The 14,800-nt window shown below is 48.0% G+C and carries 14 protein-coding genes; 13 read left to right on the top strand and 1 reads right to left on the bottom strand.

The genetic code is table 11. From position 1 onward, the window contains the following. The first annotated feature begins 4 nt into the window (after positions 1–4). The 8 genes from QQK89_RS11635 (at position 5) to QQK89_RS11600 (ending at position 9,171) form a co-directional block, all read left to right on the top strand. Positions 5–634 carry a response regulator transcription factor gene (locus QQK89_RS11635; RefSeq protein WP_284238737.1) on the top strand — a complete coding sequence of 210 codons (630 nt, stop codon included), beginning with the start codon at positions 5–7 and terminating at the stop codon, positions 632–634. A 285-nt stretch (positions 635–919) separates the two neighbouring features. Continuing rightward, positions 920–1,855: a DoxX-like family protein gene (locus QQK89_RS11630; RefSeq protein ID WP_284238736.1), complete on the top strand. Its 936-nt coding sequence runs from the start codon at positions 920–922 to the stop codon at positions 1,853–1,855. After that, complete coding sequence (locus tag QQK89_RS11625; RefSeq protein ID WP_284238735.1) at positions 1,852–2,526, top strand: DUF4166 domain-containing protein; 675 nt, start codon at positions 1,852–1,854, stop codon at positions 2,524–2,526. The genes QQK89_RS11630 and QQK89_RS11625 overlap by 4 nt, the downstream gene beginning before the upstream one ends. A gap of 123 nt (positions 2,527–2,649) precedes the next feature. Then, positions 2,650–3,696: an HD-GYP domain-containing protein gene (locus QQK89_RS11620; RefSeq protein WP_284238734.1), complete on the top strand. Its 1,047-nt coding sequence runs from the start codon at positions 2,650–2,652 to the stop codon at positions 3,694–3,696. Between the two features lie 21 nt (positions 3,697–3,717). Then, the gene (locus QQK89_RS11615; protein WP_284238733.1) at positions 3,718–4,599 is read left to right on the top strand and encodes a GGDEF domain-containing response regulator; all 882 of its coding nucleotides are present in this window, start codon (positions 3,718–3,720) and stop codon (positions 4,597–4,599) included. Positions 4,600–4,621: 22 nt separating this feature from the next. Continuing rightward, on the top strand, positions 4,622–6,412 hold the full coding sequence (locus tag QQK89_RS11610) for a GAF domain-containing sensor histidine kinase (protein WP_284238732.1): 1,791 nt from the start codon (positions 4,622–4,624) through the stop codon (positions 6,410–6,412). 22 nt (positions 6,413–6,434) lie between these two features. Continuing rightward, positions 6,435–8,102 (top strand): thiamine pyrophosphate-binding protein, encoded by a 1,668-nt coding sequence (locus QQK89_RS11605; protein ID WP_284238731.1) that lies wholly within the window; start codon positions 6,435–6,437, stop codon positions 8,100–8,102. Positions 8,103–8,235: 133 nt separating this feature from the next. Further along, the gene (locus QQK89_RS11600; protein WP_284238730.1) at positions 8,236–9,171 is read left to right on the top strand and encodes a glycerophosphodiester phosphodiesterase; all 936 of its coding nucleotides are present in this window, start codon (positions 8,236–8,238) and stop codon (positions 9,169–9,171) included. Here the strand turns inward: QQK89_RS11600 and QQK89_RS11595 are convergent. Then, the gene (locus QQK89_RS11595; protein ID WP_284238729.1) at positions 9,168–9,368 is read right to left on the bottom strand and encodes a hypothetical protein; all 201 of its coding nucleotides are present in this window, start codon (positions 9,366–9,368) and stop codon (positions 9,168–9,170) included. The genes QQK89_RS11600 and QQK89_RS11595 overlap by 4 nt on opposite strands. A gap of 134 nt (positions 9,369–9,502) precedes the next feature. Between QQK89_RS11595 and QQK89_RS11590 the strand changes: the two genes are divergently transcribed. The 5 genes from QQK89_RS11590 to QQK89_RS11570 are packed head-to-tail and all read left to right on the top strand — an operon-like array spanning position 9,503 to position 14,800. Beyond that, positions 9,503–10,726, top strand: coding sequence for an MFS transporter (locus QQK89_RS11590; protein ID WP_284238728.1), 1,224 nt, complete (start codon positions 9,503–9,505; stop codon positions 10,724–10,726). A gap of 27 nt (positions 10,727–10,753) precedes the next feature. Then, positions 10,754–12,199, top strand: a complete 1,446-nt coding sequence (locus QQK89_RS11585) for a spore germination protein (protein ID WP_284238727.1) — start codon at positions 10,754–10,756, stop codon at positions 12,197–12,199. Further along, complete coding sequence (locus tag QQK89_RS11580) at positions 12,196–13,404, top strand: Ger(x)C family spore germination protein (RefSeq protein ID WP_284238726.1); 1,209 nt, start codon at positions 12,196–12,198, stop codon at positions 13,402–13,404. Before QQK89_RS11585 ends, QQK89_RS11580 begins: the two co-directional genes overlap by 4 nt. Positions 13,405–13,440: 36 nt before the next feature. Next, positions 13,441–13,671, top strand: a complete 231-nt coding sequence (locus QQK89_RS11575) for a hypothetical protein (RefSeq protein ID WP_284238725.1) — start codon at positions 13,441–13,443, stop codon at positions 13,669–13,671. Between the two features lie 34 nt (positions 13,672–13,705). Beyond that, positions 13,706–14,800 (top strand): GerAB/ArcD/ProY family transporter, encoded by a 1,095-nt coding sequence (locus tag QQK89_RS11570; RefSeq protein ID WP_284238724.1) that lies wholly within the window; start codon positions 13,706–13,708, stop codon positions 14,798–14,800.

Below are 14,800 nucleotides of genomic sequence, written 5' to 3'. Positions count from 1 at the left end.
TAACATGACCACGATCAAAATCTTTCTCGTGGAAGATGACCCGGACTGGATCCGGGCGATGACCGCTTATTTGAGCAGCGAACCTGACTTTGAAGTCGTAGGCTCGGCAACTTCATCCAATGAGGCATTGGAGAAAGCGAAACAGCTGGCCTTTGACGTTGTGCTGCTAGATATTCAGCTGACGGATTACAATGAAGAAGGTATCTATACGGCCATTGAGCTAAACGACATCCATCCGGCGAGGATTATCATGTTGACGTCTATGAAGGATGAATCGATCATTATGCAGGCTTTTACGGCTGGAGCGGTTAACTTCGTGGAGAAAACAAACTACAAGGAGCTGCCTCCTATTATTCGAAGCGCCCATCAGCATCCGAGGGCGATGGACGCGCTGCTGAAGGATTACGCCCGATTGAAGCGGGAAGAGCAGCTCAAGCAGCTGACCCAAGCCGAACGCGAAGTGTTTGAATTGATCGAGCAAGGTTATACGCAGCCCCAGATGGAGAAAAAGCTGTACAAGGCGGAAAGCACGCTCAAAAATCAAGTAAACAAAATGCTCAAAAAGCTAGGCGTAACAAGCCGCAAAGAAGCGGTAGAAAAAGTACGGCGGAAAGGACTTCTTCCGCCAAAATAAAAAATGGTGCAGGGGTTAATCCTGCACCATTTTTTTCGGTCAAAAATGAAGATTAATCGCAGACGGAGCATTCAAATGATTCTGGAGAAGTGAAACGTTCGCTTTTGTAAGGGGATTCCAATTCTATTGGAATAGTTCCGAAGGAATCCCCGAGCAATGGCGATCGGAAGAACATTTGAATGCGCAGTCTGCTTATTAATCTGAGTGCCCCGGGTACTACAAAAGTTAGAACTGCCAGATTACAACCTCCAATCCTAGAATGAAAGGGAGGGGAGCGGATACAAGATGAGACGAAATTCGAAAAGTCGGCCGATTTACGTAGAACTGGATATTCATACCGATATGGATAAGCTGTGGGCGTATACCCAAACCGCAGAGCTGCACGAGCAATGGGATTTGAGGTTTTCAAATATTGCGTATTTACCGCGGAAGTCAGAAGGCAGTCCGCAACATTTCCGCTATGAGACCCGCATCGGCTTTGGACTTCGCATAAGCGGAACCGGACGAACCAAATCGGCCATTCACCGGGTGACGGGTGTCCGCTTGTCCACGCTTGCTTTTGGTTCGGAACAGCCGATATCGTTAATCCGTCACGGAGCGGGATATTGGCAATACCGGCCCAAACCCAATGCGGACTCTATTACTTTCTTGACGAAATACGATTATGCAACGCGGTTTGGCGTTTGGGGGCAATGGTTTGACCGGCTGCTCTTTCGCCCCTTGTTCGGATGGGCTACTGCCTTCAGCTTTGATGTCTTAAGGTTATGGCTGGAGAAGCAGATTCCGCCGGCAGTCAGCTTGCAGCGTACCGTTCTTCACTATATGTGCGTCTTGTTACTCAGTTTTCTGTGGTTGTATGAAGGTCTCGTTCCGAAATGGCTATTCCCCGAAGCCGGTGAGCTGGCGATTATGCAGGGCATTCATTTGTTCCCCGGGACGGAGCTGCTCGCTTTGAAGTGGCTTGGTGGCGCGGAGATTGTACTTGGGTTTATTCAGCTCCTCTATCACCGGTCGGCGCATATTTATGGCTTGCAGTTATTCGGATTAGTAGTTCTATCGGCAGGGGCGCTTATTAACGCGCCATTATTGCTTACTCACCCTTTTAATCCGCTTGTCCTAAGCGCTGCTATGGTTGGGTTGAATCTGGCAGGGTTATGGACTTGCCGGGATTTGCCGGACGCGGGGCGCTGCATTCGAACTCAAGGGGAGTGGAAGAGATGAGTAAATCAATCTACGAGCAAGCATTGGGGACGGAATTTTACAAGCTGCATCCGCGCATTCAAGAGCGGTTTGGCTACAGCAGCATGGATCAGGTCGCATCCATCGGTTCAGGCGTGATGGAGCGGATCTGGTTCGCCAAGTGGGCTGCTTTGCCGCTGATCCTCGGAGCTTCTAGGCATATTATGTTTCCGCAAGGCGGGCGGAACATCCCGTTTACGATTGAAAATTATGCTTATTGCGACAGCTTAGGCCGGGAGACCGTCACTTGGATTCGCAAGTTTCAATTCAAACACGCGGTCCGGCATTTTGACGCGACGATGATTTACAGCTCGGAGCGGAACAGAATCGTCGATTATTTAGGCAATAAGCAGCACCTAGCCGTAGATTTGGAGGTGAGCGCCGCTGCTAACGGCGGAATCCGGATCCGTTCGGGCGCGCAGCGTTTCTACGAAGGGTTCATTCAATTTGCTTTCCCCACGCCGCTGACCGCTACGGCGGACGTCATCGAATGGTACGACGATCAGCTAGATAAATTCCGCATCCGCGTAAATATTAATAATCCGTTGTTTGGCCTTGTATTTCATTATGAAGGCAGCTTTGAATCCCAGTTTATACCGATTAAACATATTCCAATCGACGCAAAGCCGTTAAGGGTGGAGAGCAGAGAATAACAATTAGATGATTTACCCAATAAAACGACATTTTTTTCTTTGCAAATAGAGGAAAAAAAGACTATATGTCGAATGAACTAAGGATTAAAGCTTCATGTAATATTGAGAAATAGAGGTTGAAGCATGCAAAATTCGGTATTTTTCAAGAGCGTCATTAACTCAAACTCCATATTTGATTCAATGGGGCTTCTTGGCCATTTTTTAAAAGAATCGATCGGCTGCGAGCAAATCTGCTTGGTTCTAATGGAAGATACACAGCGACAGGAGCCAGTGGCGTATTCTTACAATATGCTTCAAGTTGATAGCAACCAGCTTCAAGAGCTGGCTGTGCAAGCTGATTTCTTTGAACGCATTCCTGATGGAAGGCCACTTCGACAAGATGATAAGATAGACGGAATCTCAATTGCAGAGACGTCTTTCCACACCATATATCCCTTCCATATTAAACGCAATGCAACAAACGGAACACTCCTGCTTTGTTTCCAATCTCAGCGATCATTAACATCCGAAGAGCTTCAAATTTGCCGAATTAACAAATTGCATATGGACCAGCTCATCGACAAGATCTATTTCCGCAAGCAGTTTTTGAAAGAACAATCTTATGAAAGCCTGTTCAATACGCTGCGGATGAAGGATAGCTTTACGGTGGACCATTGTTACAACGTTGCCTTTTACTCCTCCTTGCTGGGAGAGAGAATCGGGCTAAATCCGTCGGAACTTGAACTTCTGAAGGTGGCGGCGCTCCTGCACGATATTGGCAAGCTGGCTATTCCGGATCATATTCTCATGAAGCCGGGCAGGCTGTCGGATGAGGAATTTGATGTGATCCGGCAACATCCTGCCATTGGATATGAGCTGCTGAAGGATCTTCCGGAAGTGAAGGAGATTCTTCCAATCGTCAGATGGCATCATGAGCGCGTGGACGGAAGAGGTTACCCGGATGGTCTTCACGGGAACGAAATTCCGTTTCTAGTCCGAATCGTCAGCATTGCCGATGCGTTCGACGCGATGACGTCAACCCGGGTATACAGAAGTTCCTTGCATGTGGATGAGGTAAGGAAGCAATTAATAACGAATGCGAATACGCAGTTTGACGAACAACTCGTCAAGCTGTTTCTTGACATCATCGATGAGCAAATGACGATGAGCCCCTTAACAAAAGGCGAATGAAATCGGAAAGAGAGTTGGCATATGTCATTGCGTGAAAAGATACTCATCGTAGACGATGAACCGCATAATGTACAAATTCTTCGTATATTTTTGAACTCTTTAAATTACAGCATACATACGGCAGAATGCGGAACAGAGGCATTAGCAGTGTACGATGAAATTCGACCCGATCTCATCCTTCTAGACGTGATGATGCCGGATATGTCCGGGTTTGATGTCTGCAAGCATTGGATGAGCCAAGGCGGATTTGATACCCCTATCATTTTCCTGTCAGCCAACGTGCAGAAGAAAGATATTTTGCAAGGGCTGCAGCTAGGCGCTTTCGATTATCTGACCAAGCCTTACGATCTTGATCTGCTTGAGATGAAGGTGAATTATGCTCTTGGTCAGAAGAAGAAGCTCCAGCGTCTGCTTAGTGTTACAGAAAAACTGTCCGAAAAAGCCAATACCGACGCTTTAACCGGTTTGTATAACCGGATGTACTTAAGCGAAGTCGATAACTTAACGGATTACGGCGCCATGCTGATGATCGATATGGATAATTTCAAAGCCATTAACGACACTTACGGCCATCTCATAGGCGATCAAGTGTTGAAGGCTATCGCCTCGATCATTCAGAAGACCATTAAGCCCGATAACGATTTGGCATTCCGATTCGGCGGAGATGAGTTTCTCGTGCTGCTGCATGAAGAAGATGGCGCGGTCGAAACGGCGCAGGAAATTATCCGGACGGTTAATGAACTGGCCATCGGTTCTATCATCGAGCAAAAAGATATCGCTTCCGTAAGTATCGGAGTGGCAACGAGTTTTGAACAGTATTCCTTTGAACAGATCATAGGCTTCGCCGATCAAGCCTTAATGCGCTCCAAACAAAGCGGCAAAAATCAGATCACGATCTATTAAACGGATGGATAGGTGAATAATTATGATGGAATTAAAAAGCTTCAAGAAATTGTTTCTGATGACGAAGGTAATTAACTCGCAGTTTGAGCTCTCCGATATTTTGCAAGTATTCGTAGATGCCATCGCTAGCGAAATTACGCAGGCTGATCTGGTCGGCTTTTTCCTTAAGCAGCCTGACGGCACCTTCATTGGTTACAAAGGAAATAAGATGTCCATCGATATTACCGAGCTGTTGATCGACCCGCAAAAAGACCGCTTTGTCCGCGATATTCTGGAGAGAAGAGCCAGTGATTACATCGGCGATACCAGTCTTGACGAACGGATTGACGATGACAAAAAGCTGCTCATGAAAATCCAGTCCATTCTCGGCATTCCGGTTATTGTGAACGATTCGATCTTTGGCGTCGTATTCGTCCACGATTTCGGCAAGCCAATGAATTTGACGCGCGAACAGATCGAAGTAACGGAAGCGTTCGTCAATATGGTTAGCGTAGCGATTCATAACATCCAGATGTTCGAGAATACGAAAAATCTGGTGGACAAGCAGCAACTGTTGCTTGATGCGACAAAAGCCTTGTCCAAATCGCTTTCTGTCCGCGAAGTATTAAAAACCTGCTTCCATTACATGAAACGCGCAACAGGCTCCGACGAGGTCGGAATCCATCTGTACAATGAAAAGGACCGTACGATTGAGCCTTATCATATTTCCTCGGTTAGCGTTACGGAAGAGGAATGGAAGAATAGGCACCGCGAACAAATTAAGCTGAGCATCGATAAAGACAAGCTGTTCTATGAGGTCGTAACGGAGAAAAAAGCGATTGCCATTTCTGACGTGTACGCCGATTCGCGACCGGATCACCGGGCTTGCGAAATGTTTGGCATTAAGAGCTTGCTGGTAATTCCGCTAGTTGCGAAAGACCGCGTGTTTGGCGATGTTGTTATTCCAACGATGCATATCTGCCGTGAATACGAGCAAGGTGAGATGGAATTCTGCCAATCGATCGCAGACGTTACAGCAACGGCATTGGCCAATGCGATCCATACGGAACATCTCGACTATTCGGTGAATGTTCGTTCTATGGAGCTGCAGCAAGCGAACTTCAAGCTGGAAGGGCTTGTGAAAGAGCTCGAATACTTGAATGAGCTGAAGAGCGATTTTATCGCTACGCTGTCGCATGAGCTTAGAACCCCAATCACGGCGGTCAAAGGAACCGTTGATATTTTGCGCAAGGAAGTGCTTGGCAAACTGAACGACTCCCAGCACGATCTGCTGGAGACGGCAGGGAAATCGATCGAGCGATTGCTTAACCAAGTGAATGAATTGCTGGACTTTGCAAAGATGGAGAACGGGAAGTTCGAGCTTATGTATTCCGAGTTTGATTTCGAGGAATTGATCCAGGAAGCCATACATATCGTGGATTCTCTCGTGAACAAGAAGAAGCTTGAACTTGACGTTGAGATCAGTGCCGGCGTAGACACAACGATGCGCGCGGACCGTGAGCGGATTTTGCAAATATTGCTGAACCTTTTGTCCAACTCCATTAAGTTTACTCCCGAGAGAGGGAGAATTACGATTAAGGCTTACATGGAAGCAGGCGCAATGACGATTGAAGTGATTGATACCGGAATTGGCATTCCGGTAGAGAAACAGAAAAATATTTTCACGAAATTCTATCAGGTTAATAATCAAATTAACGGCACGGGCCTTGGCCTTGCCATTTCGAAGCAATTGATTGAGATGCACGGGGGCACGATTTCATTCGATTCTACGGAAGGAGAAGGTTCGGTATTTAAATTTACCGTCAAGAAATAAGAGAGAGAAGAAGGGGATAAAGATGAGAGCGATCGAAGCTGGATTAAGATTTTTGGTTAGTCAAGGGGTCAAGTACATTTTCGGAGTCCCGGCGGGCTCGATTAACGCATTGTATGATTGCTTGCATGAACTTCCAGAATTAACATCCATTGTAGCCAAGCATGAGTCAAGTTCAGGTTATATGGCGGCAGCCTATACGAGAATTACAGGAATACCATCTGTTTGCGTCGGTTCCAGCGGTCCCGGCGCAACCAATCTGGTAACCCCTGCAGCAAATGCATGGCGCGAGAAGCTTCCGGTCATTTTTCTGACAGGTGCCATCCCAACGACAAAATTCGGTAGAGGCGGCGGACAAGAGTTAAACGCCGATCCGATCTTCGCCTCCATTACGAAGCTGAGCATCACGGTTACCGATCCAATGGAACTGCCGCGCGTACTGGCGGAAGCTTATAATACCGCGATTAGCGGTACTCCCGGACCGGTACATATTACGATTCCAATCAACATCCAAATGACGGAGATTGGCGAGCCCGAAGAATTAAAGGCTGTGGCGGCAATGCCCGTTACGCCGGATGAAGCCGAGATTGAAGCGGCTGCGGCTGCCGTTGTGTCAGCGGGACGACGCGGAGCTTTGCTGCTGGGGCATGGCTCAAAGGCTTTCAAAGAAACCATGCTGCATTTCGCCGAACTAACCGGTTGGCCTGTGGCAACCACGCCTCGCGGCAAAGGAGCATTCCCGGAAAATCATCCTCTAGCTCTTGGCGTCTATGGACTAGCGAGCAATGATTCCGCGGTAGAATATTTGCGCGGCGACAATCATGACTTGTTAATGATAGTTGGTTCCGCATTAGGGGAATCCGCTACAAGCAGCTGGGATGAACGGCTGGTGGACGGCAAGCAGATCATTCATATTGACCATGACAAGCGTGAGCTTGGCAAATGCTTCGATACGGCTTATCCGGTGCATGGAGATATCGAACTTGCAATGTGGACGATCATTGACCGCCTTACCCAAGGGATCCAAGAAGAGCAGCTTCAGGAGATTTCGAAGGGTTATCTTGAAGCGGCAACTACGGCGGAATCGGCAGGACCGGAGACAGAGGATTGGAATACGAAAGCGGCGATCCGCCAGCTGAATCTGATTGCTCCCGACAATGCCCGGTATTACGTGGATATCGGCGAGTTCATGACCTACTCGATTCAGAATATTAAGGTCCGCGAGAATCAGGCTTTCGATATCAATATCAACTTTGGCGGAATGGGATCGGGGATCAGCGGAGCACTAGGCGCTCAGCTTGCTGAACCGGATCGTCCCGTCATCAGCATTACCGGTGACGGCTGCTTCTTTATGCACGGCATGGAAGTGCTGACAGCCAAAGAATACAACTTGCCGATTGTGTTTGTCGTCATTAACAATGCCCGGCTTGGCATGGTCTACCACGGACATTTGCTTCAGTACAAACGTTGTCTGGAAGACTTCTCTCAAGAGCGGACCCAAATCGCGGATGTGGCCAAAGCGCTTGGCATCCGTTACGCGCAGGCCAACTCCTTGGACGAGCTCCGGCCTGAGCTAGCGAAGGAATGGTTCGACCAATCGAGAGGACCTATTGTGATCGAGATCAATGTCGAAGGCAACGAAGTTCCGCCAATGGGGGAGCGGGTTAAGTTTTTGCAAGGCGCTACGTATTAATTCCATATACAGAAGAAGCTGCTTTCCGCATCATGCGGAGGCGGCTTTTTTTCATTCATTTATGTGGAAATCGCATAAAAAGAAAATGGCTGAGACACGTTAAGGGCAATAGAAGGAAGGGAGGCTTCCAACCATGGGAAGGAAAGAATTATCGTCCTTTTATAACTATTTGCTGCACGGAACGCTTGTTGCCATTGTCCTCATTCTGATCATGACGGTCGCCGATCAGCCTTCCGCGTCCGCTGGTCAGCGTGCTCGCAAAGACGTATCTGTTATTGCCCACAGAGGAGCATCCGCGTATGCTCCCGAGCATACGCTTGCGGCATTCCGTCAAGCCGTGGCATCCGGCGCGGATTATATTGAGATCGATCTGCAGTTGACCAAAGACGGACACATTATTGCGATGCATGACCATACGGTGAATCGGACGACCAATGCCAAGGGGAAGGTTGCTTCAATGAGCTTAGAAGCCATTAAACAGCTTGATGCAGGCTCTTGGTTCAATAAGCATCATCCGATGTACGCGAAGGGGGAGTACGCGAATCAGCAAGTGCCTTCGCTTGAGGAAATATTCAGAGCTTTTGGCCGAAACATTCATTATGTACTGGAGATTAAGGATACGGCATACAACCCAGGAATCGAAGACAAACTGCTCGCTTTGATTCGCCGTTTCCAACTGGAAGATCATGTCATCATTCAAGCGTTTGACGCGAGGAGCTTGAAGAAGATCCACCGAATGAATGACCGGATTATCCTCTTGCAACTTATATGGTATAACACGCCGGCACGAATTACGGATTCCTCCCTGCGAAAAATTAAAAGATACGCGCAAGGCATCAGCCCTAATTTTCCGAAGCTTAATCGAGCTTATGTTCGCAAGGTACAAAAAGCCGGTCTTCAAATCTATCCCTACACGGTTAATTACCAACTTACCATGGATCGGGCGCTGGACTTTGGAGTTGACGGCATATTTACTGACTATCCGGACAAGCTTCGGGAAGTGTTGAAGCATAACAACAGCTATGTTTATTTGCTCCGCCATGCCTTTGAACAGTGGAGTCGCAACTAGCGGCGGTTGCGATGCTTTAACGTTCGCCGGATCACCATGGGCAGCGCCATGCTTCCGGCTGTTGCCGCAAGGAAGGAATGAAACGGAATAACGAGGGCATAGTACACGGCCGTGCTGATGACCACATCAATGAGAATGAATTTTTTTACCTCCGCTATCGGGATTACGACAACGATAACCTCCTGTTTATTTCCCATTCCCATCCTCCGCTCTAATACGCTCTATTTCTCATCCTATTTCCGATCCTCTTTGTCCCATGACTCGTTACATAATGGCATTCATTTCCGGGCAAATTGTAAATAACGATATGGTTAAGGCTGGAGGAACTGTCATGAAGAGCGAAACTTCCTTATTGAGCGAGCCGCGGAACCGGAAATTGCTATTAAGTGCCGGCTTCAGCTGGTTGTTTGACGCCATGGACGTGGGACTTGTCTCCTTTATTGCTGCGGCATTAAGCGTGGATTGGAATCTTAATGCGCAACAAATTGGCTTATTGGCTGCCATTAATTCTACCGGAATGGCATTTGGGGCCGCGGTATCCGGTTCGCTTGCGGATCGTTATGGCAGAAAAGCCGTTTTACTCTGGACTTTGTTATTGTTTTCCGTTGCCAGCGGACTATCTGCGCTTGCTCCTAATTTGCTTGTGTTGTCTATCCTCCGTTTTGTTGCCGGATTTGGTCTGGGGGGTGAGCTTCCCGTTGCTTCTACGCTAGTCTCGGAATCGGTGCCGGTAAACGTGAGAGGCAAAGCGATTGTATTGCTGGAAAGCTTTTGGGCGGGGGGCTGGATTCTGGCTGCGCTCATCTCCTATTTCTTCATTCCTCATTACGGATGGAGGATGGCGCTTGTCATTGGCGCTTTGCCGGCGGTTTATGCTTTATTCCTCCGCCAAGCGATTGAAGATTCTCCGCGTTACAAAGAGCAGGCAGAGAGAACGAGGCTTGGCTTTAGGGAAAGAATGGCATCGATCTGGTCGGGGCGTTATCAGAGGGCAACCCTTACGTTATGGATCTTATGGTTTACCGTTGTGTTCTCGTATTACGGGATGTTCTTGTGGCTTCCGACGGTTATGGTCATGAAAGGTTTTACGCTGGTTAAGAGCTTCCAATATGTATTGATCATTACATTGGCCCAGTTGCCGGGCTATTTCACGGCTGCTTATTTGATCGAGAAAATAGGTCGTAAAGCCGTTCTTGGCGTGTATTTGCTAATGACTGCAGCGTGCGCGATTTGGTTTGGCAATGCCGTTACCGCAGGCATGTTGCTTACGGCGGGCATGTTTCTCTCGTTTTTCAACCTGGGGGCTTGGGGGGCTATGTACGCTTATACGCCTGAGGTGTATCCGACAAACGTACGTTCCACCGGGGTTGGCTTTGCGGCAGCGTTTGGCCGGATTGGCGGCATTATTGGACCGTATCTGGTAGGTCTGCTGATTGATAAGGGCACATCGATTACCTCAGTATTTATTGTCTTTTTTGTCGCGATCGTAATCGGTGCTCTTACGGTTATGATATTTGGGCGGGAAACAAAAGGAATAGATCCGGACCGGCTATAATCCAGGGGGTTGAAAGGAGGAGCGCGCATGACAGCGGATGGTTTTTCACCCTTATTACACGCCAATATTGAGAGAATGAAGCTGCTAATGGGCTATAGCTCGGACTTTATCGTTCGCGAGCTTGTTATTGCGGGCAATAGGAGAACGGCCCTTTTTTACCTAGATGGCATGGTGGACAAAACGGAGCTACAGGATAGCGTCATCTCCGCTTTGCTTGATCGTACGCCCGTGGAATCCGTCAATCTAGAGATGCTGAAGGATCAGGTTCTGGATACAGGCGATGTGTGCGTGATCCGAACCGTGGAAGCTGCATTGGAGCAAATCTTCTCCGGCAGCTTATTTCTTATGCTCGATGGCGTAGTTGATGGGTTAAGCGTCGCGATTCCCGGATGGGAGGACCGAGCCATTACGGAATCCAAAACCCAGTCCGTTGTCCGCGGACCGCAGGACTCCTTCACGGAGACTTTAAGAACCAACACGACGCTGGTCAGGCGCCGGGTGAAGGATACGAGGTTAAGGCTCATTACGCTGAAGGTCGGCCAAATGACGAAAACCGACGTCACGGTTATGTATATGGACGGTTTAGCCGATGAGAAGCAGCTTCGCAAGCTTATTGGGCGTCTGCGGGACAGCAAACAGGACCGGGTCTTGGAAGGGGAATATTTGGAGGAAATGCTTCATGAACGGAAGCAACTGACGATATTTCCTACGATCTACAATACGGATCGGCCGGATACGATCGCTGCGGGCATTATGGAAGGAAAGGTTGCCTTATTCGTGGACGGCACCCCCTTTGTCATGCTGACGCCGGCGTTATTTGTTGATTTCATCCAGTCTGCGGAGGATTATTATCAACGGCCTTTCTATAGCAATCTTATTCGGTTGCTTCGATACGTTGCGTTGTCCATTTGCTTGCTAGCCCCCTCGGTCTATATCGCCTTGACGACATTTCATCAGGATATGCTGCCGACACAACTTCTATTAAGTCTCGCCGCGCAGAGGGAGGGAGTTCCGCTCCCGGCATTTATTGAGGCACTGCTCATGGAAGCTACGTTCGAAATATTGAGGGAGGCTGGGATTCGCATGCCTCGAACGATTGGTCAAGCCGTCTCGATTGTAGGTACGATAGTCATTGGTCAAGCCGCCGTGGAAGCCAGCATCGTATCGGCAGCGATGGTCATTATTGTATCGATCACTGCGATATCCAGCTTTGTTATTCCGGCGTACGTGATGTCTATTCCCATCCGTATAATCCGGTTCGTATTTATGGCCTTGGCGGCATCCTTTGGCGTCTACGGCTTAACGATTGGCATTATTATTCTTGTCGTGCATTTATGCCACTTGCGCTCTTTTGGCTTACCGTATCTCAGCCCAAGCGCTCCGTTTCATGCCAGCCAGCAAAGCGATGCGATATTTCGCATGCCTTATTGGAAATCTACGCAAGGGCAAACGAAGCAAGGCAGATCGTCATGAACCGAGGCCAAAGAATCATTCTAGCGTTAACGGCTTGCATGATGATGCTGATGTGCTTGACGGGTTGTTGGAACCGGCGCGAGTTGAATGCGATTTCTGTTGTACTGGCTATGGGCATTGATTGGGTGGACGATCAGTATCAATTGACGGTACAAGTCTCGGATCCTTCCCAGATGTCGATGAACCGCTCGGTCGGGCAACGATCCCCATCGATTGTTTTTACGGAGAAAGCGCCAACCATCTTTGAAGCCTTGCGAAAAATAACGACTAAAGCGTCCAGGCGGATGTATTTATCCCATATGCGGATCGTCATTATTAATGAAGAGATTGCAAATCGGGGAATACGGATGCCGTTGGATTTTCTGTTCAGAGATCATGAAGTCCGCCCGGATTTCTATATGGCGGTAGCCAAGGGTTGCGACGCAAAAGATGTTCTAGCCATGGTCACGCCGATGGAAGTATTGCCTGCTATGGATTTATATAAATCGTTAAGCGTATCCGAGCATGCTTGGGCGCCAACCTCCGCCGTCAACGTCGTTGACCTGATGCAGATGGTGACAAAAGACGGCGTTGAGCCTGTCCTAACGGGAATTACATTGATCGGGAACAGGGAAAAAGGGATGAAGATCGATAATGTGAAGCAGCCAAGGGCGTATTCGGAATACAAATATACAGGCATTGGCGTGCTGCTGGATGACCGAATTGTAGGTTGGCTGAATGAACAAGACAGTAAAGGCTACAGTTACATAACAAACAATGTGGACAGTACGGTTGGCCATGTGAAATGCCCGGATTCTAAGGAGAATTTCGTTATTGAGGTGTATAGCTCGCATGCGGATATTACCCCTTCCATACGGAACGGAAAACCGAAAATAACGGTCGTATTGCGCAGCGAAGCCAATATCGGAGAATATCAATGCAAGGCGGATCTGGCAGACGAAAAAGTATTTAGCCAGCTTCAAGAGCAAGCGAGAATGGAACAAAAGATGACGCTCGAAAACGGTATTAAGCAAGTCCAGCACAAATACGGGTCGGATATTTACGGTTTTGGCGAAGCTTTTCACCGGAAATATCCGAAGTTATGGCAGAGTTGGAAGAAGAGATGGCCGGAAATTTTCAAAAACGAGCTGGAGGTTGATGTTATTGTCAAAAGCGAATTGCATAAAACGGGAAAAATACTCAACTCCATTGCCAAACAACCTTAGGCTGTTGCTTACATTCATTGTAGGGAGGATGCTCGGTTGCAAAATATGATCATATTGCTTTTGTTCCTGCTGGCCGCTTATGTCCAATACCGGTCTTTGCTTAAGAAGCGGGAGGTCCGGCAAGTTGTCGTGAGCATCTCCTTCATGGCGGTTGGAGTTTGTCTTGTGCTCCTCCGCGAGTTCCATGTGAAAATACCAAGTCCGGTGTCAGGAATCAATCTGCTGTTTCATCCGGTGGATCTATTTATGACCAGGTTGTTGGGATGACAATTCATGAAGAGTAGAGGGAAGGAGAACAACGATGGATACAAGCAAGCTGACCATTCGCCAGATGACCATGTGGTTTATTTTGTACCAGCTTGGCAGCGCATTCCTCGTTCTGCCCTCTAATCTGGCTTCGATTGCGAAGCAGGATGCATGGATTTCCTTGTGCCTTGTATTGGCTGTACAGCTGCTGATGATCCTCGTGTACGGGGGGATTGCGAAACAGCTCAATGGCGCTTCATTCGACCAGCATTTGCAGACGCTGCTAGGGCAATGGCTCGGCAAGCTGTTATTGCTGCTGTTTACGCTTATGTATCCTTTTCTCATCTTGAGCTTGGTATTGCGCGATCTTGGCGATTACATTACAACGGTTATCTTGCCGGAGACGCCGATGGAAGTTATATTTGTGCTTATGCTTGGAGTCGTAATTTACGTTCTTTATTGCGGAGTGAGTACAATTGGACGGGCAGCGGAGTTGTTGTTTTTTATTGTGATGGGACTGCTTGCATTAGGTTATTTGCCTTTGATTCCATCGGCAAACTTTACGAACTTGCTGCCGGTATTCGAGTTTGGCTGGAAGCCTATTGTTCATGCTTCCTTCACCAATATTGCCTTCCCCTATATCGAAAGCGTCTTGTTCTTATATTTCGTGTCCCAGACAAACAGACCTGAGAAGTGGAGAGCAGTCGTTATCAAAAGCTCGTTGATTTCAGGGTTTCTGTTTATGTGCGTTACCCTTATCGTCATAGCCGTGCTTAGCCAACAAGTGGTTACAAGTTTAAACTTCCCGAGCTACTTTGTGGTCAGAACGATTAGTTATAGCGAGTTTTTTGAACGGTTTGAAATTGCGGTGTCTGTCATTTGGTTTATTGCGATTTTTTTCCGAATGTCCTTGCTGATGTATGTGAGCGCGAAGGGGATTGCGGCGGTATTTCAATTGAAGGATTATCGTTCGTTATTAATTCCATTTGGGTTAATTACGTTCGTGATCGCGGGGATATTATGGCCAAACACGGCGATATTGATCACAACTTACCGTGCTTGGCCTTTCTATTCGATGTTTTTTGGGATTATTTTCCCTATTCTGATTTGGCTTACGGGGCTATTTAAGCAAAGGGTATCGCAGCCGTGA

Source organism: Paenibacillus glycanilyticus (genome assembly GCF_030161375.1).
GTDB classification, from domain to species: Bacteria; Bacillota; Bacilli; order Paenibacillales; family Paenibacillaceae; genus Pristimantibacillus; species Pristimantibacillus glycanilyticus_B.
This window is presented reverse-complemented; position numbering and strand designations above follow the sequence as displayed.